This window comes from Pseudomonas sp. Pdm06 (assembly GCF_014851795.1).
GTDB lineage: Bacteria > Pseudomonadota > Gammaproteobacteria > Pseudomonadales > Pseudomonadaceae > Aquipseudomonas > Aquipseudomonas fluorescens_AA.
The window spans coordinates 289,460-309,762 of record NZ_JACVAH010000003.1 but is presented as its reverse complement, the minus strand read 5'-3'; the positions used below and the strand labels follow the sequence as shown (position 1 = coordinate 309,762).

Genomic DNA, 20,303 nt, shown 5'->3' with positions numbered 1-20,303 from the left:
GATGAACAAAGGATATTCGCAATGAAAAGCCCATCAATGGCCTTCAGGTGATGGCATGGAACACGGTTCGTGAAGAATAAGGGCATTCAGTGATGTGAGTTTGCGCCAGCGGCGTGCAGCTCCAAACTCCTGGCCGGGGAAAAAGCCAATCTTCACATCGGAAACGGCTAGCTGATCGAGCATCATTTTGTCGATGACACGACATTGACCTGGACCATCCTCAAGGGTGAAGGCACCGGCGCATCCGAAACGGAAACCTGCGAAGCAGTGAAAATACGGCCGGGCACTTTCTTCGTCGGCAACGCCGGCCATACCCAGACCCAATGTGGGAGCGAGCCTGCTCGCGATGAGGCCCGCCCTGCCAACATTTCATCGCCTGACCCACCGCCTTCGCGAGCAAGCTCGCTCCCACAGGAAGATTTGTGCCTGTCGAAAGGCTATCCGCGCTTGGCCGACACGTCTTTCACCCGTGCCAACAGAACCTGCAGTGGATGAAGCACTGCGACACCCTCTTGCCGCTTCACCTGGCTGCGGCAAGAGTACCCATCGGCGACCACCCTGCCCGACTGATTGAGTTTCTGCAGGAGCGGCTTCCAGGACTGTCCGTAGATCGTATCGGACGTTCCAGCATTTCGCGTTTCATGCCCGTAGGTGCCCGACATCCCGCAACAGCCGCTGGCCTGCACTTGAAGCGTCAGGCCCATGCGCTGGAAAATTTTCTGCCATTGCCCGATGCTACCCGGCTCATTGGTTTTTTCCGTGCAATGGGGCAGGAAGTGGTAAGGCTCTCGCTCTTCCACTGCTGCGTCTTCCGGCAGCGCATCCATCAGCCACTCCTGCGCAAGCATCACCTGGGGAGCGTTGCCGGCATCCAGTGCCTTGGCATACTCCTGTCGATAGACCAGGGTCATCGCCGGATCGAGCCCCACCAATGGCACTCGATGCTGCTGGAGGCTGAGCAAGGTCTGGCCGTTGAAGCTGGCGGCCTTCTCGAACGCTTTCAGGAAACCCTGCACCTGAAGCGGTTTGCCGTTGGGCGCATACGGGGCCAGGAAGACTCGGTAGCCCAGCCTCGAGATCAGCTCCACCCAATCAACGAGCAATGGCGTTTCAAAAAACCGGGTAAAAGCGTCCTGAACGAGGATGACACTTTTCTCACGCTGCTCAGCGCTAAGCGCTTCCAGGCGCTCCGGAGTTGCCACCTCCACGTTCCAGCGCCGGCACACGGCGGCAAAATCCACCAGGCTGAGCAGCGGGCTATCGACCATCCCGGCTACACGTTCGAGCCCCCAGCGGATCGGCCGGGCACTCATCACGAAGTTGTACAGCCGCGGCATCTTGGCGAGATACGGAACCGTGTATTCCAATGAGCCAATCAGGTAGTCCTTGAGGGGACGCAGGTAGCGACTGTGATAAAGCTCAAGGAAACGCGAGCGGAACTCCGGCACATTCACTTTGACAGGGCATTGGCCCGCGCAGGACTTGCAGGCCAGGCAACCGGTCATCGCTTCGTAGACCTCATGGGAAAAATCTGGCTGCCCCATCCTCCGGGCCAGGCTATTCACGGCCCGACGCGCAACGCCCGGCGCCCCGCCAGCTCCTCGAGCCCGTTCGCTGGCCGCCAGTACATCGACACCCTGCTCGCCCTGCAACCTCAGCCATTCCCGGATCAGCGAGGCCCGCCCCTTGGGCGAGTGAATGCGATTGCGCGTCGCCTTCCAGGACGGGCACATGGCGTCGTCCGGGTCGAAGTTGTAGCACGCGCCATTGCCATTGCAATGAACCGCCGTGTCATAGCTTTGCCAGACACGTTCATCGATGGTGCGATCCAGGGCACCACGCATTTGCACTTCATCGACGCGGGTCAATCGAGCGCCGGGCAGCGTGTTCGGGGTGGCGATCTTGCCGGGGTTGAGTTGGTTGAATGGATCGAAAGCCGCCTTGAGCGCTTGCAGCGCGGGGTACAGATCCCCGAAGTAATCGGGCACGTATTGCGACCTCAAGCCCTTGCCGTGTTCGCCCCACAACAGTCCGCCGTACTGTTGCGTCAAGGCCGCGACCGCATCGGAAATCGGCCGGATCAAGGCGGCCTGGGTCGGGTCCTTCATGTCGAGGATCGGCCGCACATGCAAGACCCCGGCGTCGACGTGACCAAACATGCCGTACTGCAGGTCATGGCGATCGAGCAGCGCACGGAACGCCTGGATGAAGTCCGCCAGGTGTTCGGGTGGAACAGCGGTGTCTTCGACAAAGGGCTGGGGCCTGGCCTCGCCCTTGACGTTGCCCAATAACCCCACGGCGCGCTTGCGCATCGCATAGACCCGCTTGAGCGCATCGGCGCCGATGGCCAGTGTGTGGCCCAAGCGGACCACGGAAGTATCGCGCTGCAGGTGCAGGACGAACTCATGAACCTGCTGCTGAACCGCCGCTTCGTCATCCCCGCTGAACTCAATGAGATTGATCCCGAGCGTCGGCCTATCAGGGTCTTCAGGGAAATACTCGGCGACGCCGTGCCAGACAATGTCCTTCATCGCCAGCATCAGCACTTTCGAGTCCACGGTCTCGATCGACAACGGCTTCATTGCCATCAACGCCTTCGCGTCACGCAAGGCATCCATGAACCCGGCGTAACGCACGTTCACCAGGATGGAGTATGTCGGGATAGGCAGGACGTTCAGTTTGGCTTCGACGATGAAGCCCAGGGACCCTTCGGAGCCGCAAAGAACGCTGTTCAGATTGAAGCGCCCATCGGGTTCGCGCAAATGGGCCAAGTCATAACCGGTCAGGCAACGGTTGAGTTTCGGGAAGGTGTCCCTGATCAGCTCGGCGTGGGTATCGGCAATGTCCAACGCGCACTGGTAGACCTCCCCCACCCGATCCTGGCGTTCGACCAGCGCCGATAACAGCGCGGCGTCGACGGCTGAACTGGTGAGACGATCACCGCCCAGCAACACCGTCGAAAGTTCAAGCACGTGATCGCGCGTCTTGCCGTAGGTGCAGCTCCCCTGGCCACTCGCGTCCGTATTGATCATGCCGCCAATAGTCGCGCGGTTAGACGTCGAGAGCTCGGGGGCGAAGAACAAACCGTAGGGCTTGAGCGCTGCGTTCAACTGATCCTTGACCACACCGCTCTGTACCCTGGCCCAGCGTTCCTCGACGTTGATTTCCAGGATGTTGTTCAGATGGCGGGAAAGGTCGACCACCACACCATCGGTGAGCGATTGCCCGTTGGTGCCGGTGCCGCCACCGCGCGGCGTGAGCACGACCGCACGGTGCGCGGGTTCGGCGACCAGGCGTGACAAGATCATCAGGTCCTGTTCATCCAGGGGGAATACCGCCGCTTGAGGCAGGCGCTGGTAGATGGAATTGTCGGTGGCCAATACCGTCCGGTCGCCATGGTCGCGGGCAATCTCGCCTTGGAACCCCGCCACTTGGAGCGCATTCAGAAAAGCGTCATAGGTCGCTTTCTGGGGTTCAGGAGGCGATAACCGGGCAATCATGATGTATTCCTACAGGCTGAAAAGCTAATCTATGCATTCACATTACGTATGCTCAGTACAGGACGTATCGAGCAGCTGCATAAGTTTTTCATGATTCTTGCCTGCCTATACGGTCGGAGCAAACGTAATTCCTGCTGGTTTTGCATGAGCTTTATGAATGAACCCTAGACGACTGACGCCCTCGATGTCGCTGCTGGTTGCCTTTGAGGCCGCCGCACGCCATTGCAGCTTCACCAAGGCCGCGGAAGAGTTGGCACTGACACAAAGCGCCGTCAGCCGGCAGGTGCAGACCCTGGAGACGCAACTTGAAATCGAACTCTTCCGCCGCGAAGGGCGAAAGATTGAATTGACCGCCGCCGGCGGGCTGTATCAGCACGAGCTGGCGGCCGCGTTGGGGCGTATTCGAAGCGCAACGTTGCAGGCCATCGCCTACAAGAGCGACAGCGGCCCATTGAACCTGGCCGTGCTGCCAACCCTCGGTTCCAAATGGCTTCTGCCGCGGATGCATGAGTTCTATGCCAAGCACCCGGACCTGCTGGTGCACATACATTCGAGGATCATCCGCGAGGACGTTCAATCCTCCACCCACGACATGAATGCAATCATCTGCGCAGGCTCGGGGGAGTGGCCTGGCTACATTGCACATCAGTTGCTCACGGAAAAGCTGGTGGTGATCGCCAGCCCGACCGCATTGCCCGAGTACCGGGCAATGTCGCCGGCGAACGTTACCGAGCATGCCTTGTTGAACGTCGTATCAAGGCCCGGGGCCTGGTCGGACTGGTTCGACAAGCACAACGTCGACCACCGCAACATGCGATCCGGCCCAAGCTTCGAACTCACGGCCCACCTGATACAAGCCGTGTCGGCGGGGATCGGGATTGGGCTGGTTCCACAAATCCTGGTACAGGATGAACTGAAGAGTGGCGACCTGGTTGCGCTGTTTGAACCGATGGAAAGTGGACGCAGCTATTACCTTGTCTATGCGAGCCGATACCAACACCTGCCGGCGTTGAAGGCCTTCAGCGCCTGGCTTCTGTCGTTGCCATTTCCTGACAACTGAGGCCTGGGAGGTCCTTCGCCGGACCGAGGGAACGTGAGCTCTGCACTGCGCAGACGATGTGGCTGACCGGAAACAGCCTCGTGGTCTGTGGCCCTCCGTCAAGCATGTTTTTGCGCGATACCTGCCAGCAGAAACACTGATTGGTTTCGAGGGCGGTCTTGGTCTTATCTTTTATTTCTAAAAAATTACGGTGAGTGCAGCCCGCCAAAACCGTATTCGATGTGATCAACCCCGACCAGACGCGAGTGCCCTCATGATTAAAATGCTAGCTGCCGTACGCCGGAAACCCGGCATGACTCATGCCGAGTTCTTGAGCTATATAGAACACCAGCATGGAGAAATCGCCCGGGTCAAACCTCTAGGTGTCAAACGATACGTGCAGAACCATGTCATCGACTCGGCGTTCGGGGTGGACTCCGATAGCGCCTACACACAAACATTTCACCGAGACTCCGTCACGGAATTATTTTTTGACGATATGTCAGGCTTGATCCACACCTTCAGCGATCCCTATACCCAACAAACCGTCGGACCCGATGCAAAAAATTTCGCCGACCTGTCCAAACAGGCCGCTCAGTTGATGGATGAAGTAGAGATCTCCAATACCGGTTCAGCCCCCCACAAATGGAAAGCGATCGTCTTCCTGAAAAAAAATCCAACGGTGCAACTGGATACCTTCTTCACCGCTTGGGATTCAGCTCACGACGCTGTTGCCAATCGATACCCGGATTTCCAGAAAGCGCTGCGCAGGCATGTTCGCGCCAGATACCTGCCCGAGGGTGACCGAGTGACGTCTTATTTCGGGCCGGACATAGCGGTATACGAAGGCACTTCCAGCCTGTGGTTTGAACATGAAGCCGATCTTTCTGTTTTTCGTCAGTATCAGCGATCGCTGTTCCAACAGCTTTCTGACGAGGGCGTCGTGCTGTCGTCTGAATCTTTTTTCGTCTATGTCAATGAAGTCGTCATCCTGGATTTGTGCCAATAGAGGTCAATGACCTCACTCCCTCTTCGAACTGGATGCTGAAGCGATTCAAGGTCGCTCTCTACACCTTCTTTTGCAGGGTGCATCCAGCCGAAGAGTCCCGATGACTCAGATAGGCTCGGCCAACGTTGCAGTGGACTCGCGCATGATCTGGGCATGCTCTTCCTTGTCACCCCCACTCTTTTCTATCTCGCACAGACGCGCGGAGTTCTCCACCACCAGTTGGCAGCGCGCCCAACGCCGCGCTTCGAACCGCGTCAGGGCAGCCTGTAGATCGCTATCGGCGAGCAGTTCTTCGGCCAGCACGATGGCGCTCTCGATGCCAATGCCAGCCCCGGAAGCCAGATGTGGCGTGGTGGCATGCACCGTGTCTCCAATCAGCACGATGCGACCTTTATGCCATGGCAACGGCACCAGCAAATTGGCCAGCGGACGATAGTCGATATTGGCGCCCGCCTCGTACAGTTGCGGCACCAGCCCTTGCAGGACCGGCGCGGGGAACTCACCCAGCAGACGCGCCATTTCACCTGGCCAACTGGCCGGATCGATCCACTCGGAAAATTCGCGGTTTTCCATGAGGAACATGTACATATGCGTTTCGGAGATGGGATTGACGCCGACCTTGGTGCGTCCCAGCCAATGCGTGGGGCGTACGATTTCCGGCGGACGCTTCAACACCGCGCGCCAGACACTCTGGTGAATGGGCTTTGGCGAGGGCGCCTCCGGAAAAAACTCCTTGCGCATCCGCGAGTGCACGCCATCGGCAGCGATGACCAGGTCATAGCGCCCAGCGGTGCCGTCGGTGAAAGACACCTCAACGCCACTCTCGTGCTCGATGATGCTGTCGAACGTGATGCCGAGGCGCACATGAGTGCCCACCTCCCGCGTCTTGTCGGCAAAGATCCGAGCCAGCACCGGGCGCAGGATGCCGCCACCACAGGGTATCGGCTTATCGCTGACCGGAGGTCGAAGCGCCAACTGCACGATCAGGTCGCCTGCCGGTGAAAACACATCGAAATTGGTCGACAGATACCCTTCCCCAGCCACCCGCTCAAGAATCCCGACCGTATCCAGCGCCCGCAACGTGGGCCCACTGAGCGTAATACCCGCCCCCAGGGGACACCACAGAGGGTCTATCTCCACCAGGTCCACTTCGACACCCTGAGAGGCGAGCTGGATAGCTGCGGTCATACCGGAAAACCCGCCTCCGATCACCAGGACCTTACTGACTGCTGCAATCATCACGCTCTCCTAATTATTCTTATTTCAATCGGGCTGACATTGCATGGCGCACCGACAAGCTCTGCAGCGCTATCGACTCAATGCCGCAAACTCATGAAGTTCCGACTGACAATGCCGGATCGACAACGAGACTATCGAATCGGCTATCAGCGCTGAAATCGCTTTCCACAATCAGAGGTATCGCAGGAGGTGATGGGTGTCGGAGGGAAGGCTTGTTCGATTGCTGAGTACCCACAGGGGCAACGCGTGTTCACGGTATCTGGACACAACACAAAAACCTGTGGGAGCGAGCTTGCTCGCGATGGCGGTGATCAGTTTGCAGTGAGATTGAGCCGACACGAGGACGCTTGCCTCGCGCATATGAAGCGAACTGCGGTTCATATGAACCGCAGACGTGGGTTTACACGTTTTCCAAGCCATCCCAGCAGAGGTATTTCACCTCAAGGAACTCATCGATCCCAAGGTGAGATCCCTCTCGCCCAAGACCGCTCTGCTTGACCCCACCGAAGGGTGCGACCTCATTTGAAATCAAGCCACAGTTGATGCCCACCATGCCCGATTCGATGCGGGCGGCGTTGCGCCAGATACGGGCCGCGTCGCGGCTGAACAGATATGCCGCCAAGCCGAACTCGCTGTCGTTGGCCATCGCAATAGCTTCGTCGTCCCTGTCGAAACGCACCAGTGGCATGACCGGGCCGAAGATCTCTTCGCGGGCGACCCGCATCCCATGAGTCACATCGGCCAACAAGGTGGGTTGGAAGAAACACCCGCCCAGGGCATGGGGCTTGCCGCCGGACAGCAGTCGAGCGCCTTGCGCCAGCGCATCATCGACAAGCGCCTGGGATTTTCGTACCGCCGCGTCATCGATCAACGGCCCAACCTGTACACCCGGCTCCAGGCCATTGCCCACTTTCAGGCGTGCCATGCGCTCGACGATGCGCTCGGCCAATGCGTCATAGACCCCTGACTGCACCAGCACCCGATTCGCGCCGATACAGGACTGTCCACCATTGCGAAACTTGGCCAACATCACACCGTCAGCCGCCGCATCAAGATCAGCATCGTCGAAGACAATGAACGGGGCATTGCCGCCCAGTTCCATGGAGCATTTCTTGACCGTCTGTGCCGCTTGCGCCAGCAGCAGCCGGCCCACTTCCGTGGACCCGGTGAAGGTGAGTTTGCGCACCAGCGGGTTGGCCGTGAGTTCACCGGCAATGTCACGGGTGTCATTGCCGGTGATCACACTGAAAACACCGGCCGGCACACCCGCACGCAGGGCGAGTTCAGCCAGCGCCAGGGCGGTCAGGGGTGTCTGGCTGGCCGGTTTCACGACCATCGTGCAACCGGCCGCGAGCGCTGGAGCGGCCTTGCGCGTGATCATGGCTGCGGGGAAATTCCAGGGTGTTATCGCCGCGCAAACCCCGATGGGCTCGCGCAGTACCACAATGCGCTGTGTATCCTTTACGCCTGGAATCAGATCACCGCGCACCCGTGTGGCTTCCTCGCCAAACCAGCGTACGAAAGACGCCGCGTAATCGACTTCACCCCGCGCCTCCTCCAGTGGCTTGCCCTCCTCCAGGGTAATCAACGTGGCAATGTCCTCACGATGTTCAACCATCAACTCGTACCAACGGCGCAATACCTCGCCACGGCGTTTAGCCGTCAGGCGGCGCCACGGACCGAAGGCGTCATGCGCCGCGTCGATGGCGTGCCTAACCTCAGCTTCACCGCAGCGTGGCAACTCGGCCAACACCGTTTGATCCGCCGGATTACGCAGCGTGTACTGGCCGTGCGGCGTCTCGGTCAGCCACTCTCCAGCGATGTAGGCTCCGGTACGCCACAGCGTGGGATCCTTAAGTAAATGCTTCACTTTTCAATCCTCTCAATCAGCACGGGTGACGTCCGATCATGAAGGCGCTGTCAGGGTCAGCAGTCACCGGCAGCCCCGCCGCAACCAACCCTTGACGCAGGGACTTCATGAGGCGATCCGGCACGCGCATCGCCGGGGCTCGCAGTGGGCCACCGTTGAAGCCGGCGAGCCAATCCTGGTATTTCCACATCGTGCGGTTGAGTACCCCGGTGCCGCCGGCATAGCTTTGCGCGGCGGCGCCGTTGGCGCTGCGGGCCGGATTGACCTTCCAATACAGCTCCATCGCCTCCTCGAAGCGGCCCGTGCGGGCCAGTTCGAAAGCTTTCGGGTAGTAGTCGCTCATCCAGGCCGTGTTGCTGGTGCCGGAAAACTGCAGTTTCATCAGGCTCATCAGGGGGATCGCGTCAGCTTCAATCGGGCAACTGATCACCACCTGATCACGAAAGTGGTAGTACATCTCGCAAATGCCCGCCGGCAGCGGGAACCCTTGCTCCGACTTGATGGCCGCGATGTTCGGGCAATCGGCCAACAGCCGACGAACCAATTCCAACGACATCCCTGCCGGATGCACGCGCTCAAAGCCCCAGAGCGGAATCGGGAACAGCATGACGGCGAGGTCCGTCGCGTCGCAGAACGACTTGGTGTAGTCGTAGATTTCCTGCTCGCTGGTCGGCCAGAACTGCGGCGGATAGGAGAGCAGAACGATGTCTGCGCCGGCATTCTCGGCGAGCTTCACCGCCTCGATGTTCTCCGCCAGCGTGCCAAAAGCCGCATGGAAGAACAGGATCAGGTTTTTCCCCGACTCACGGGCCCAGGCCGTGAACTGGGCGTTTTCCTGGGCAGAGATCGCCAGTTCGCTGCACAGCAACGTGCTGCTGTAGCCCAGTCCTGCCGCCTGTTCGATGTCGTGGCGTATGCCCCGTTCATTGAGACGCTTCAGGTCGGCGCTAAAACTCGGGATGGTGACCGCCGAGCAGCCCACCAGGTATTCCCGCGCCCAGGCACGGGCATCCGCTTTCTTGTAAGTAGCCATGGTGATTTCCTTTGAACAGTGAGGGGTTATTTCGAGACAGGGACAATGCTGGCAGGCAACTCGATGCCGAGGCCCTGTTGCCTGGCGCGCTCGTACAGCGCTTGTGCGATGACGACATCCTGCAGCGCCGAGCCCACCGATTTGTAGAGGACGATGTCGTTGGCGTTCTGGCGCGGGTTGACACGACCCGCCACCAGGTCCGACAGCGCGACCAACTTGTCGGCGACATAAACGCCGGCACTGATCGCAGCAATGGCGTCACCCGTATCGTGAAGCACCTCTTGCGGCATATCCGCGACGATGCAGACGGCTCGCTCCATCGTGACCGGGTCAACCTCCCGTTGCTCAGGCAAGGTGGACCCCAGCGACACGACCGTAGCGCCCGGGCAAAGCCAGGCGCCTTGCAGTACCGGGGACTCGTCACGGCTGCGTGCGGCACAAATCACCACGTCACAATCCCGTACGGCCTCTTGCGCGCTGCTCACCGCTTGGATATCCAGCCCGGGCCTGAAACTTTCGGCAAACCGCTCGCGGCTCGCGGGCGTCGGACTGAAGACCCGGACATGGGCCACATCGCGCACGGACTTAAGGCAGTCCAACGCGCCACGGGCCTCAAACCCTGCACCAATCACACCTACCCGCAGCGCGCGCTCGGGCGCCAGCAAATCGACTGCCAGCGCAGCGGTTGCCGCGGTGCGCAACCCCGTCACCCGATTGCCATCGATCAAGGCGCTGAGCGCCATGGTTTGCTGGTTGAACAATGCGATCAGGTAGCTGGCGCAACGCGCCCGCATCGAGGCCGCGATCAACTTGCAGCCCATATGGCCGCCAGCCGGGGGTACAGCGGTCAAACTGCGCAGCCAGATGCCATCGCCCCTGGCCATGGAACGAGGCGGTACCATGGCATCCGATGCAGGGTGTGCGTACGCCTCGGCGAGCGCGGCAACGGCGGTGCTCCAGTCGGCGAGCGAGGCAACATCGGCGTCGCTGAGAAAAAGCGTCGGGGCAATGGCTTGGGACTCTTGGGGGTGATGCATAGCGCTAACCTCGCAATCGGGTATCAATCGGTGATTGACTGACACCCTACGAGGCCCACACCCCACCGAATACTGCTGGGGATCGAAAGCAGCTATCGCTCAAGTCGATGGCATGGCCAGACTGCAGATCAGCCGGCGCACTTCACGGGAGGCACGGGTCAAGGGACGACGGGGCGACTCGACCAGCACGACAAAGCGCTCAAGAAGTGGCTCGACGATGCGCGATGACATCAGCCGTCGATCCAGCGAGCCCGGTAGTACAGAAGCAATCGCATAACCGCCACCGGCCGCCACGACTTCGTACTGGAGTTGGACGGAGTCGGCTTCGACGGCTACGCACAACGCCACGCCATGCTCGGCGGCCAGATGATCGAGCCTGGCCCTCAGCAAATGCGGTCGCCCGGGCACGACCAATGGCAACCCCGATAGATTTTTCAGCGCAATATCTCGATTGCCGAACAGAGGATCGACGGCGGGCCCCACCAGATGCAGCGGTAGCCTGGCCAGCAAGTGGGCTTGCCCGATGCTGGCCTCGCTCTCGCGCAACACCAGTGCCATATCCAGGCGACCATCGTGCAGTTGCTCTTCGAGTTGAGCGCTCGCGCCCTCGATCAGGTGCAACCTCACCCCCGGCATCTGGGCGCGCACCGCAGAAAAAAGCGTTCCCGCAAACCGACGCACCGCGGAGGGCAACATGCCTACGACCACCTCGCCCACCGGTTTGCCACGCAGGTTGCGAATGTCATCGGCAAGCCCTTCAGCGTCCGCGAGAAGGCCCGATATACACGGCAACAACTGCTCGCCAAATTCGGTCAGGACCACCCCGCGCCCCGTACGATGAAACAGGCGCTCGCCACATTGCGACTCGAGCACGGCAATATTGCGACTCACCATGGACTGCGGCATATCCAGCAGCACGGCCGCTTTGCTGAGGCTGCCAGCCGCCACGACACGTACGAACAAGGTCCAGCGAGGATCGATGATGGTGAGCGCCGTGGCAGGATGCAGCGTGGCCGTGTCTGGCACCAGGGAGTTCTGGGTATTTGTCATATCAGCAGCTCTTGGCGCGCCTGATGCAGATACTCGCGACTGTCGTGAAGGTGCAGGCGCATGGCAGCGCGCGCACATTCAGCGTCCTGATTGAAGATCGCCTGGTAAATCTGTTCGTGCTCGCTTTGCATGCGCTGTTCGTAGTGCGCAGGCTCATCGTGAAACAGTCGCGCACAATCCAGTCGGCTGCGCGGGATGATGACCACGCCCAGGTTGAGCAGTGTACTCGCGATGTAGTGGTTGCCTGTCGCCTGGGCAATGCTCAAATGGAACTGAAAATCCAACGCGGCCCGATCATTGACGCTGACCGCAGGCTGCCCGAGCTGATCGAGGAGCGCCCGCACCCCCGCCAACTGATCCGGGCTGCGTCGCAAGGCGGCGAGCCCGGCGGCTTCTACCTCAAGACCGATCCGAAACTCCATGATCGCCAGCGAATCTGTGATGATGCCGAGGGTCGCCGGGTCGATGAAGGCCCCCAGCGACAGGGTGCTACCGCACACAAACGTCCCGATACCGTGGCGTGTCTCGACCATTCCAGCAGCCTGCAGACGCGACATGGCCTCGCGCACCACGGTTCTGCTGACCCCATGCTCAAGCATGAGGACCGATTCGGTGGGCAACTGTTCACCACCACGCAGTCGTCCCTCAAGAATGAGCCCTGACAGCAGCGCCTCGAGCCCCTGGGACAGGCTGCCGCGTTTTTTTCCACCGGCCGCCGGCACGTTCACACCTCGAAAATCGCGACGGCGCGGACAAAGCCGGCCGAAGCGTGCCTGATTTTGTAGGGGAAGCAGGACACCTGGAAACCATGGGCCGGCAGGCATTCCAGGTTGGCCAGTTTCTCCATCTGACCGTAGCCGATGTCGCGTCCGGCCTTGTGCCCTTCCCAGATGATCGAGGCGTCGCCCGTGGCGGCGAAGCGTTCGCGTGTGTACTTGAACGGCGCGTCCCAGCTCCAGGCATCGGTGCCGACCACGCGCACGCCGCGCTCGAGCATGTACAACGTAGCCTCGCGGCCGATGCCGACCCCGGCATCCAGATACCCTGGCTGACCGAACAGCGCACCGGCGCGAGTGTTGACCAGGACAATGTCCAACGGCTGCAGCACGTGGTCGATGCGCGCCAGCTCGGCTTGCACTTCGGCGGCGCTGACCACATGGCCATCCGGCAAATGACGAAAGTCCAGCTTCACGCCGGGTTGCAGGCACCATTCCAACGGCAACTCGTCGATGCCAAACGCCGGCTTGCCACCGTCCGTGGTCGAGGCGTAGTGCCAAGGGGCGTCCATATGCGTACCGCTGTGTGTCGTGATCTGCAGGCGCTCAGCCGCCCAGGATTCGTCGCCGGGCAGTTGCGCCTTGGACAGGCCGGGGAACATCGCGGCCATCTCCGGCCAGCCTTGCTGATGGTCCATGTAGTCGATTTTCGGCAGCAACGGCGGTGGGTCGGTGTAGGGGTTGTTGTCCAGGGTAACGGACAGGTCCACCAGGCGGCGTTTAGTTGATTGCATGATCAGTCACTCCAAGCGCCACCCGTCCACGCACACGACGCGCCGGGGCAGCAGCGTTCAAACTGTTTCGTATCAAGGCGGCAGCCGAGCCGTCATGGCGAAAGCCAAGGGCACGGGCCAGAGGGGTTTTCATTGCAGGAAAGTTGCCGAACAACGCTTGCAGCCCGGCATCCGGTGCGAAGCTGATCAGCGCGCGGCGTTCCTGGCCGTAGGCAGCGGCCAGGGCATCGATGACCTGGGCAATGGACAGGTGCAACAACGGCAATTGCCAGACACGTGACTCGCCAAGTTCGGCGGCGGGCAGTTCGGCGGCCCGTAACAGGTTATCCACGCAACACCGTACGGACATCCACCAGGCCTGCGCCTGCGGCGAAACCGGGCAGCAATACGGCTGGCCTTCGGCGAAGGCGTGCAGCAGATCGCTCATGAACGCCGAACGCAGTCCATTGGGTTCACGTGGACGGGCGACAATGCCGGGCAGGCGCACGGCACGACCGTCCACCTCGCCTCGTCGGGCAAGGTCGTTGAGGGCCATTTCCACCATCGCCTTGTGCGCACCGTAGCTCAACTGCGGGCGCGGCACGGCACGCTCATCGATGCGCGCCGGCAGGTCGCCGCCGTACACCGCCACGCTGCTGGCATACACCAGCACCGGCGCACCAGGCTGCTGGCGCAACTGGTCAAGCAGCTCCAGGCTTGCCAGCAGGTTGACCTGATAGCCCAGTGAATAGTGCTGCTCGGCCGCTCCACCGGGGATGCTGACCAAGTGAAAAACCACATCGATGCCATCGGCCAGCGCGCGGCGCAGTAACGCGGCATCGGTCACACTGCCGCAATGCCGACGCAGGCGCTTATCGTCGGCAAACCCTGCCAACTCTTTATCCAGCAGTATCAACGCGCTGATCGACCGGCCTTGCAGTTCATTGGTTTGGAGCAATCGTTTCACCAGCGCCCGGCCGACAAAACCATTGGCCCCGGTAATCATCACGCGCATGGGAGGCCTCCGCGCACGACACGCTGGTCTATCGCCCCGAAAACCGACTGCCCTTGCAGGTCGAAGACTTCCATGCGCACGCGATCACCAAAGCGCATGAAGGGTGTCTGTGGCGCCCCTTGCTCGATCATCTCAACGGCACGACGCTCGGCGATGCAGGCCGCACCAACCGTGGGGTCGGCATTGGAAACCGTGCCAGAACCGATCACGCAGCCGGCCCGGAGTCGCCGGGTCATGGCCGCATGGGCGATCAACTGATGAAAGCCGAAATGCATGGCGCCGCCATGGGCATGACCAAACCACTGGCCATTCCATTCGACCCTCAGCGGCAGGTGTACACGCCCGTCGCGCCAGGCCTCGCCCAACTCGTCGGGGGTGATCGCCACCGGGGCAAAACTCGACGAGGATTTGGCCTGGATAAAACCGAAGCCGGTCTTCATTTCACGGGGGGCGAGCGCACGTAAGCTGACATCGTTGACTTGCACGATGAGCCGAACATGGTCGACAGCATCTTGCGCCGAGCAGCCCATGGGGACTTCATCGACCAACACCGCGAATTCACCTTCGAAATCGATACCGTGGTTTTCACTGGGTAGCACGATGTCGTCGTGGGCTCCCAGAAAATCATCGCCACAGCCTTGATACATCAGCGGCGTATGTTCAACACCTTCGATCGGGTCCAGTGCGAACGCTTTCTGCATGCGCTCGCCATGACTGAGGAAAGACGAGGCGTCCAGCCACTGCCAGGCACGTGGCAAGGGTGCGGCGGCTTGCTGCGGATCAAAGGGGAAGGCACCGGTCAGCATGCCTTCGTTCAAGGCGTCATACCGCAAGCGCAAGGCCGCTTCGACGCTCGGCCAACGCTCGATGGCATCCTGCAGCGTCGCGGCAATATCGCTGGCCTCCACCGCCCAGGCCAGGTCGCGCGACACCACCAGCAGGCGACCGTCGCGGCTGGGATGCTTGAGGGTACTGAGCTTCATGACGGTTCTCCTTGCAGCTCGGGGGCGAAGCGGCCATCGAGCAGGACGAAGAGCATGCGGGCCATCTGCTCGGTGCGATTGCTCCAGGCGTGGTTGGTGCCTCGCTGCACGACGATGTCACCGCGCTTGAGATGCACTTCCTCGCCATCGAGCACCAACCACACCTCACCCTCCGTGACCACGCCGTAATCGAGCGTTTCGGTGCGGTGCATCAGCTTGTGTCTCGAATCCGCCTGTCCCGTGCCGGCATGGGCCTGGCCAATTTCGGCGAAGGCGGCCAAGGCGTCCTCGGCGCTGATTTGGTTCTGCATGCTGTCGGGCGGAATATCCACCACCCGGATCACACTGCCCAGCGGTGCCGGACTCAACTGGAGCGGCTTACGAGTGGGGTCGTCGCCGTTATCCAGCACGGCCGGGCTGGCGCCACTGTTCCAGATCTCATGGAAGACCGTGCCGGGTACGGACTTGAGCGGGAAGCTATTGGGCGTCGGTCCGCTGAGCGCGACCACCGCCTGGCCCTGGGCGTCGTGCCCGGTGACCACGCGTTTGAAACCAGGAAGTTGTTGCATGTTCGACTCCTCAATCAATTGGCGAAACACGGCAGCGGGTAAAGATGGATGCATGAAAAAACCTTAAAGATCGAGCACCAGCCGGGCGCTCCTGGCACGCGAGCAACACGGCGTGAACTGGTCGTTGCGGGCCCGTTCGGCATCGGTCAAGAACATGTCGCGATGCTCCGGCTCACCTTCCAGCACGCGCGTGATGCAGGTGCCACAGATGCCCTGCTCGCAGGACAAGGGAATATCGATACCCGCCTCCAGCAGCACCTGGGCAACGCTGAGCGCGGCTGGCACGTGGAAACACTGTCCCGTGCTAGCCAGTTGCACCTCGAAGCAGCCCGCCTCACCCGTCGGGACAGCGGCGGCGCTAAAGTACTCACGGTGCAATTGCGCCTCGGCCCAGCCCTGCTCGCGCGCCGTGCCGAGCACGTGCTCCATGAAGCCAGTAGGGCCACAGACGTACAGGTGGTGGTCACTCGCCGGCGCGGACAAGACCCGAGCACTGTCCAGACGCTGAGCATCCTCACCATCGTCCACATGAACGTGCACGCAATCGGCAAACGCCGAATGGCGGATGTGCTCGATAAAGGCCATGCGCTGGGCCGAGCGACCGCAGTAGTGCAACTCGAAAGGCGCGCCGATCCGCGCCAGGCGCTCGGCCATGCAGAGGATCGGCGTGATGCCGATACCGCCCGCGAACAGCACGCTGTACTCCGCCCCATGCTCCAACGGGAACAGGTTGCGTGGCTCGCTGATCCGCAGCCGGGTGCCTTCGTGCACTTGCTCGTGCATGGCCTGCGAGCCGCCGCGAGACGCCGGGTCGAGCAACACGCCCAGCAGGTAGCGGTGGTGCTCTTGCGGGTGATTGCACAGTGAGTACTGGCGCACCAGGCCATTGGGCAGATGCACGTCGATATGCGAGCCGGCACTGAAAGCAGGCAGCATGGAATCGTCGGCCGGGGCCAGTTCGAAGCTGTAGATGCCTTCGGCTTCGCGATGCTTGCGGGTCACAACGACATCGATCATCACTGGGCACCCACTGAATGTTCAGCGGCAATCAGCCGATCGAGCACGCGCCGCGCGCGAATGGCTCCGGCATCTCCGATCAGCAAGACCGGTTTAAGGTCCCAGAAGCCCGCATCTCCCATCATCCGCTGCTGAGCCTCCAGCATTGGCAAATCTTCATCGGCAAAAGGCTGGCTGATCGCGGCCACCTGCTCATCAGCGAGTCTCTCGGCGAACTCGCCCATCGCCTTGGGAAAACAGACTGAGAACCAGTAGTGCGTCGTGGTTTCGGTTTCTGGGGTGAACAGATGGGGGATCGGCGTGGAAACGCCCTGCGCCCTGGGGCGCCCTGTCGCCACTGCACCGGAGAACAGCAACATATTCGCAGGGGCATCCCAACGCACGTCGATCCAACGATCCACCGGGGTGCCTTGGGGGATGTTCCAGGCCTTGTAGAGAAACTCAGGCATGATTTCCGCAACAGTTTGGCGATTGGACCAGACGGTGTCGCCGTCCTCCCGGACGCTCGTCAGCGCGCTCTTGACGCCATCGCCGCCCAACGTAGCCGGGTGCAGAAACTCGATATGACTCAGGTCCATGATGTTGTCGGCTTCCAGCACGTAGTTGGCCTTGGCGTGCAGGTAGCGCTTGCCGACATACCAATTGTCATTGTCCATGCAACTGAAATCCGGGATCAGCGCCGCATCGGCCTGGGTCGTATCGCCCATCCAGATCCACAACAAGCTATGCCGTTCAACCAGGGGATAGGCCTTGACCTTGGCGGCCCGGGGAATAGCACCATCGCCGTGAGGGTTGTGCACGCAGGTGCCATGGCCATCAAACGTCAGGCCGTGGTACGGACACTGCACCGCATCGCCCTTGAGCACGCCCATGCCCAAGGGCGCAAAACGGTGTGGGCACCGATCGGCAATGGCTTGAGCGGTGCCTTGGGTATCACGGAAAAACACCACGGGCTCATTGAGCAGGGTTCGTTGGAACAGCGCACCGGCCTTGACCTCGACGCCCCAGGCGGCCGCATACCAGACGTTGCGTAGAAAACTCATCGCAATTCCTCTTTTCAAAACGACAGGTGGGTCACAGGCTGGCTTGTGTCCTTGCCCGCTCGGCTTCAATCAACCGACGCAGAACACGTCGGCAACGTACGGCGCCGGCATCGACTGGCAGCAACACAGGGTTAAGGCCGAGCAGATCAACTTCGCCAATCTGGCGCTGTTGAGCCTCGACCATGGGTTTGTCTTCACCGGCGAAAATACCGATCAACATGTCCTGGACGAAGGCATTCAACTGAGCATTGTCCTGCTCGAAACTGCGTGTATTGGCAAAGAAGTAATGGGTGTTCGTCGCGTCCTGCGGTGTCATCAGGTGCAGGTTCCATGTCACGGGCCCCTCTTCCCTGGGGCACCCTGGAGGCGTGGCGCCACTGCCCAGCAGCATCAGGCCGGGTGCGTGCCAGATGACTTCGGCCCAGACGTCTGCCCGGGTCGGGTCTTCAAGGTGAGCGCCGAAAGCCGGCGGGGGAACGTCATCGGGCGCCCACCAACTGATGCGCACGCGATCGTTGGGCAACTCCTCGATGGTGGCGCGCGTGCGTGACAACGCCCCGCCACCAAGCGTATCGGGGTGCAGGAAATCAACGTGGCTCAGGTCCATGATGTTGTCGGACAGCAACTCGTAGTGCGCACGGGTTGGTAAATACCCATGCCCCTTGGCGTGGGTTGGAGCCTGTTCGAGGAAGGAAAAATCAGGGATCAGCCCATCGTTGACCTGACTCGAATCGCCAGGCCAGACCCAGATCGCCCCATGGCGCTCGACGACCGCGAACGCGCGAACACAGGCAGCCTTGGGGACGGTGCCATCGCCATGGGGGTTGTGCGTACATTGGCCACTGCCATCGAAACGCAAGCCGTGGTACGGGCACTGCACGCTGTCGCCGACAATCTTGCCCATGTGCAGCGGGGCAAAACGGTGCGGACAACGATCAGCGAGTGCCTGGATCACACCCTGGCTATCGCGAAAGAACACGATGGGTTGTTCGACGATGGTTCTGCCAAGCATCCCACCTTGCGCCAGCTCGTCTGCCCATCCAGCGATGTACCAGGTGTCGAGCAAATAACTCATGATGTTCTCCTCATTGTTCTTATTTTGATGAAACGGCGAATGGGCAGGTCAGCGCTCAGGATCTGCGGCAACCGCTGTGGGAAAAGCAGACCCGCTGCCCCGCAAACGAATGCAGGCCAAGGCCACCAACAGTTGAACGCTCGCGACGATTCCCAGGGCGGCCGGCAAAGCGCTGATCACCCCACCCGTGATCGCCAGCACCACCAGCGGGCTGGCGAACTCACCGGCGAAGAACATCGCCGTGAAGCCGCCGGCGGCGCGGCCACGCTGCTGGAAGTCGACCTGGGCCATGATCCAGGTGAGCAGGGTCGGCATCATCAGGCCGATGCCCAGGCCGTTGATCAGGACGGCGATCACCACCAGCCCATGACTGCCGGCCACCGCCAGCAGCCCGCCACCGATACCGGCCGCGACAAAGGCCAGGAGCATCTGCCGGTGCGCCGGGACACCACGGAACAACCGGAAACTCAGAGCGCCGACCAGTACGCCGAACTGACTGGCGCCCATGGTCATGCCGATCTGCTGCGACCCTTCGACATGCAGCAGGTTGAGCAGATAGCCCACTTGTACCGGCACGATGAACAAGCTCAAGCCGGCCAGGAATGCCAGGGCATACAACGGTGCCAGGGGACGCCAGGGGAATGCCCGGCTCATCGTCGTCGCAGTGACAACCTGCCCACGCGGCTCCCACAGCAACCAAGCCATCAGCGGCAGGAACAGCAGCCCCAACCCATACAGGGCAAACGGGGTGCGCCAGCCGTGCTCGCCGAGCACGCCACCGACGGCAATGAAAATCGCCGCCGACAACGAGGTCGCAACCATCTGCAGGGCAAACATGCGTTCACGCCGCGCACCGCTGTAGTAGTCACCCATCATCGTGGTGCAGCAGGTCATGATCGCCGCCTCGGCCACACCGATGCCGGCGCGGCTGATCACGATGACCTGCAGCGACTCCAGCCAGAGCGGCAGCACGCCACAGACGGTGTAGAGCACCATCGCACCGATCAGCAACGGTTTGCGCCCCAGTCGGTCGGCGATGATCCCGGCCACGGGGGCCAACAACGCAATCATCAACGCCGGTAGCGTCAGGGCAATGGGCACCAGCACCGCCACACCCGGCGTGTCGGCGAAGTGTTCCTGCATACGCGGCAGGATGGGGGCCAGCAGCACCGCGCCAAGTACCGGCAGACAACTGCCGAGCAAGAGCAACAAGGATTGCGGCAGCCGCGCCTGACGTTCAACGCTCATCACGCACCTCCGCTGGTTGGGTCGCGCAGAACGCCATGCCGAAGGCGCTCAGGCCGGCGATAAGGTCAAGCCATAGAGACTGCTGGA

General features: G+C 61.2%; 19 protein-coding genes. 3 read left to right on the top strand and 16 right to left on the bottom strand.

The features are described from left to right. Window positions 1-33: 33 nt before the first annotated feature. Complete coding sequence (locus IB266_RS06960; protein ID WP_192260824.1) at window positions 34-312, bottom strand: hypothetical protein; 279 nt, start codon at window positions 310-312, stop codon at window positions 34-36. Here IB266_RS06960 and IB266_RS31100 point away from each other — a divergent pair. Further along, window positions 205-495, top strand: coding sequence for a hypothetical protein (locus IB266_RS31100; RefSeq protein ID WP_192260686.1), 291 nt, complete (start codon window positions 205-207; stop codon window positions 493-495). The two genes, IB266_RS06960 and IB266_RS31100, sit on opposite strands and share 108 nt — an antisense overlap. Here IB266_RS31100 and IB266_RS06950 read toward each other — a convergent pair. Continuing rightward, window positions 438-3,500, bottom strand: coding sequence for an FAD-binding and (Fe-S)-binding domain-containing protein (locus IB266_RS06950; RefSeq protein WP_192260685.1), 3,063 nt, complete (start codon window positions 3,498-3,500; stop codon window positions 438-440). The two genes, IB266_RS31100 and IB266_RS06950, sit on opposite strands and share 58 nt — an antisense overlap. 157 nt (window positions 3,501-3,657) lie before the next feature. On the opposite strand from IB266_RS06950, the gene IB266_RS06945 reads away from it, so the two are divergent. Beyond that, window positions 3,658-4,560, top strand: coding sequence for a LysR substrate-binding domain-containing protein (locus IB266_RS06945; RefSeq protein ID WP_192260684.1), 903 nt, complete (start codon window positions 3,658-3,660; stop codon window positions 4,558-4,560). A gap of 292 nt (window positions 4,561-4,852) precedes the next feature. Then, window positions 4,853-5,548, top strand: coding sequence for an EthD domain-containing protein (locus IB266_RS06940; protein ID WP_263864925.1), 696 nt, complete (start codon window positions 4,853-4,855; stop codon window positions 5,546-5,548). 105 nt (window positions 5,549-5,653) lie between these two features. On the opposite strand, the gene IB266_RS06935 is transcribed toward IB266_RS06940, so the two are convergent. The 14 genes from IB266_RS06935 to IB266_RS06870 form a co-directional block, all read right to left on the bottom strand. Further along, the gene (locus IB266_RS06935) at window positions 5,654-6,787 is read right to left on the bottom strand and encodes an FAD-dependent oxidoreductase (RefSeq protein ID WP_103308147.1); all 1,134 of its coding nucleotides are present in this window, start codon (window positions 6,785-6,787) and stop codon (window positions 5,654-5,656) included. Between the two features lie 400 nt (window positions 6,788-7,187). Then, window positions 7,188-8,657, bottom strand: a complete 1,470-nt coding sequence (locus IB266_RS06930) for an NAD-dependent succinate-semialdehyde dehydrogenase (protein WP_103308146.1) — start codon at window positions 8,655-8,657, stop codon at window positions 7,188-7,190. Window positions 8,658-8,673: 16 nt separating this feature from the next. After that, complete coding sequence (locus IB266_RS06925) at window positions 8,674-9,690, bottom strand: dihydrodipicolinate synthase family protein (protein WP_192260682.1); 1,017 nt, start codon at window positions 9,688-9,690, stop codon at window positions 8,674-8,676. A gap of 26 nt (window positions 9,691-9,716) precedes the next feature. Then, on the bottom strand, window positions 9,717-10,727 hold the full coding sequence (locus tag IB266_RS06920) for an ornithine cyclodeaminase family protein (RefSeq protein ID WP_192260681.1): 1,011 nt from the start codon (window positions 10,725-10,727) through the stop codon (window positions 9,717-9,719). A 99-nt stretch (window positions 10,728-10,826) separates the two neighbouring features. Next, window positions 10,827-11,777: a LysR family transcriptional regulator gene (locus tag IB266_RS06915; RefSeq protein ID WP_192260680.1), complete on the bottom strand. Its 951-nt coding sequence runs from the start codon at window positions 11,775-11,777 to the stop codon at window positions 10,827-10,829. Beyond that, complete coding sequence (locus IB266_RS06910) at window positions 11,774-12,505, bottom strand: FadR/GntR family transcriptional regulator (protein WP_192260817.1); 732 nt, start codon at window positions 12,503-12,505, stop codon at window positions 11,774-11,776. Before IB266_RS06910 ends, IB266_RS06915 begins: the two co-directional genes overlap by 4 nt. Then, window positions 12,502-13,287 carry a cyclase family protein gene (locus IB266_RS06905; protein WP_177431680.1) on the bottom strand — a complete coding sequence of 262 codons (786 nt, stop codon included), beginning with the start codon at window positions 13,285-13,287 and terminating at the stop codon, window positions 12,502-12,504. Before IB266_RS06905 ends, IB266_RS06910 begins: the two co-directional genes overlap by 4 nt. Further along, window positions 13,274-14,281, bottom strand: coding sequence for an NAD-dependent epimerase/dehydratase family protein (locus tag IB266_RS06900; RefSeq protein ID WP_060742796.1), 1,008 nt, complete (start codon window positions 14,279-14,281; stop codon window positions 13,274-13,276). Before IB266_RS06900 ends, IB266_RS06905 begins: the two co-directional genes overlap by 14 nt. Beyond that, entirely contained in the window at window positions 14,272-15,264 is a 993-nt protein-coding gene (locus IB266_RS06895; protein ID WP_192260679.1) for a fumarylacetoacetate hydrolase family protein, read from the bottom strand. Before IB266_RS06895 ends, IB266_RS06900 begins: the two co-directional genes overlap by 10 nt. Continuing rightward, window positions 15,261-15,833, bottom strand: coding sequence for a cupin domain-containing protein (locus IB266_RS06890; protein ID WP_060742798.1), 573 nt, complete (start codon window positions 15,831-15,833; stop codon window positions 15,261-15,263). The genes IB266_RS06895 and IB266_RS06890 overlap by 4 nt, the downstream gene beginning before the upstream one ends. Before the next feature lie 63 nt (window positions 15,834-15,896). After that, window positions 15,897-16,850, bottom strand: coding sequence for a PDR/VanB family oxidoreductase (locus IB266_RS06885; RefSeq protein ID WP_192260678.1), 954 nt, complete (start codon window positions 16,848-16,850; stop codon window positions 15,897-15,899). Next, window positions 16,850-17,893, bottom strand: coding sequence for an aromatic ring-hydroxylating dioxygenase subunit alpha (locus IB266_RS06880; protein ID WP_192260677.1), 1,044 nt, complete (start codon window positions 17,891-17,893; stop codon window positions 16,850-16,852). The genes IB266_RS06885 and IB266_RS06880 overlap by 1 nt, the downstream gene beginning before the upstream one ends. Before the next feature lie 31 nt (window positions 17,894-17,924). Continuing rightward, on the bottom strand, window positions 17,925-18,968 hold the full coding sequence (locus tag IB266_RS06875; protein ID WP_192260676.1) for an aromatic ring-hydroxylating dioxygenase subunit alpha: 1,044 nt from the start codon (window positions 18,966-18,968) through the stop codon (window positions 17,925-17,927). Window positions 18,969-19,016: 48 nt separating this feature from the next. Continuing rightward, window positions 19,017-20,216: an MFS transporter gene (locus IB266_RS06870; protein WP_192260675.1), complete on the bottom strand. Its 1,200-nt coding sequence runs from the start codon at window positions 20,214-20,216 to the stop codon at window positions 19,017-19,019. Between the last annotated feature and the right edge of the window lie 87 nt (window positions 20,217-20,303).

Bases quoted from the DNA above. Each gene is read 5' to 3' on its own strand.
- IB266_RS06960 (WP_192260824.1), bottom strand. From the start codon at position 312: ATGGCCGGCGTTGCCGACGAAGAAAGTGCCCGGCCGTATTTTCACTGC.
- IB266_RS06950 (WP_192260685.1), bottom strand. From the start codon at position 3,500: ATGATTGCCCGGTTATCGCCTCCTGAACCCCAGAAAGCGACCTATGAC.
- IB266_RS06945 (WP_192260684.1), top strand. From the start codon at position 3,658: ATGAACCCTAGACGACTGACGCCCTCGATGTCGCTGCTGGTTGCCTTT.
- IB266_RS06940 (WP_263864925.1), top strand. From the start codon at position 4,853: ATGACTCATGCCGAGTTCTTGAGCTATATAGAACACCAGCATGGAGAA.
- IB266_RS06935 (WP_103308147.1), bottom strand. From the start codon at position 6,787: ATGATTGCAGCAGTCAGTAAGGTCCTGGTGATCGGAGGCGGGTTTTCC.
- IB266_RS06925 (WP_192260682.1), bottom strand. From the start codon at position 9,690: ATGGCTACTTACAAGAAAGCGGATGCCCGTGCCTGGGCGCGGGAATAC.
- IB266_RS06920 (WP_192260681.1), bottom strand. From the start codon at position 10,727: ATGCATCACCCCCAAGAGTCCCAAGCCATTGCCCCGACGCTTTTTCTC.
- IB266_RS06915 (WP_192260680.1), bottom strand. From the start codon at position 11,777: ATGACAAATACCCAGAACTCCCTGGTGCCAGACACGGCCACGCTGCAT.
- IB266_RS06905 (WP_177431680.1), bottom strand. From the start codon at position 13,287: ATGCAATCAACTAAACGCCGCCTGGTGGACCTGTCCGTTACCCTGGAC.
- IB266_RS06900 (WP_060742796.1), bottom strand. From the start codon at position 14,281: ATGCGCGTGATGATTACCGGGGCCAATGGTTTTGTCGGCCGGGCGCTG.
- IB266_RS06895 (WP_192260679.1), bottom strand. From the start codon at position 15,264: ATGAAGCTCAGTACCCTCAAGCATCCCAGCCGCGACGGTCGCCTGCTG.
- IB266_RS06890 (WP_060742798.1), bottom strand. From the start codon at position 15,833: ATGCAACAACTTCCTGGTTTCAAACGCGTGGTCACCGGGCACGACGCC.
- IB266_RS06885 (WP_192260678.1), bottom strand. From the start codon at position 16,850: ATGATCGATGTCGTTGTGACCCGCAAGCATCGCGAAGCCGAAGGCATC.
- IB266_RS06880 (WP_192260677.1), bottom strand. From the start codon at position 17,893: ATGAGTTTTCTACGCAACGTCTGGTATGCGGCCGCCTGGGGCGTCGAG.
- IB266_RS06875 (WP_192260676.1), bottom strand. From the start codon at position 18,968: ATGAGTTATTTGCTCGACACCTGGTACATCGCTGGATGGGCAGACGAG.
- IB266_RS06870 (WP_192260675.1), bottom strand. From the start codon at position 20,216: ATGAGCGTTGAACGTCAGGCGCGGCTGCCGCAATCCTTGTTGCTCTTG.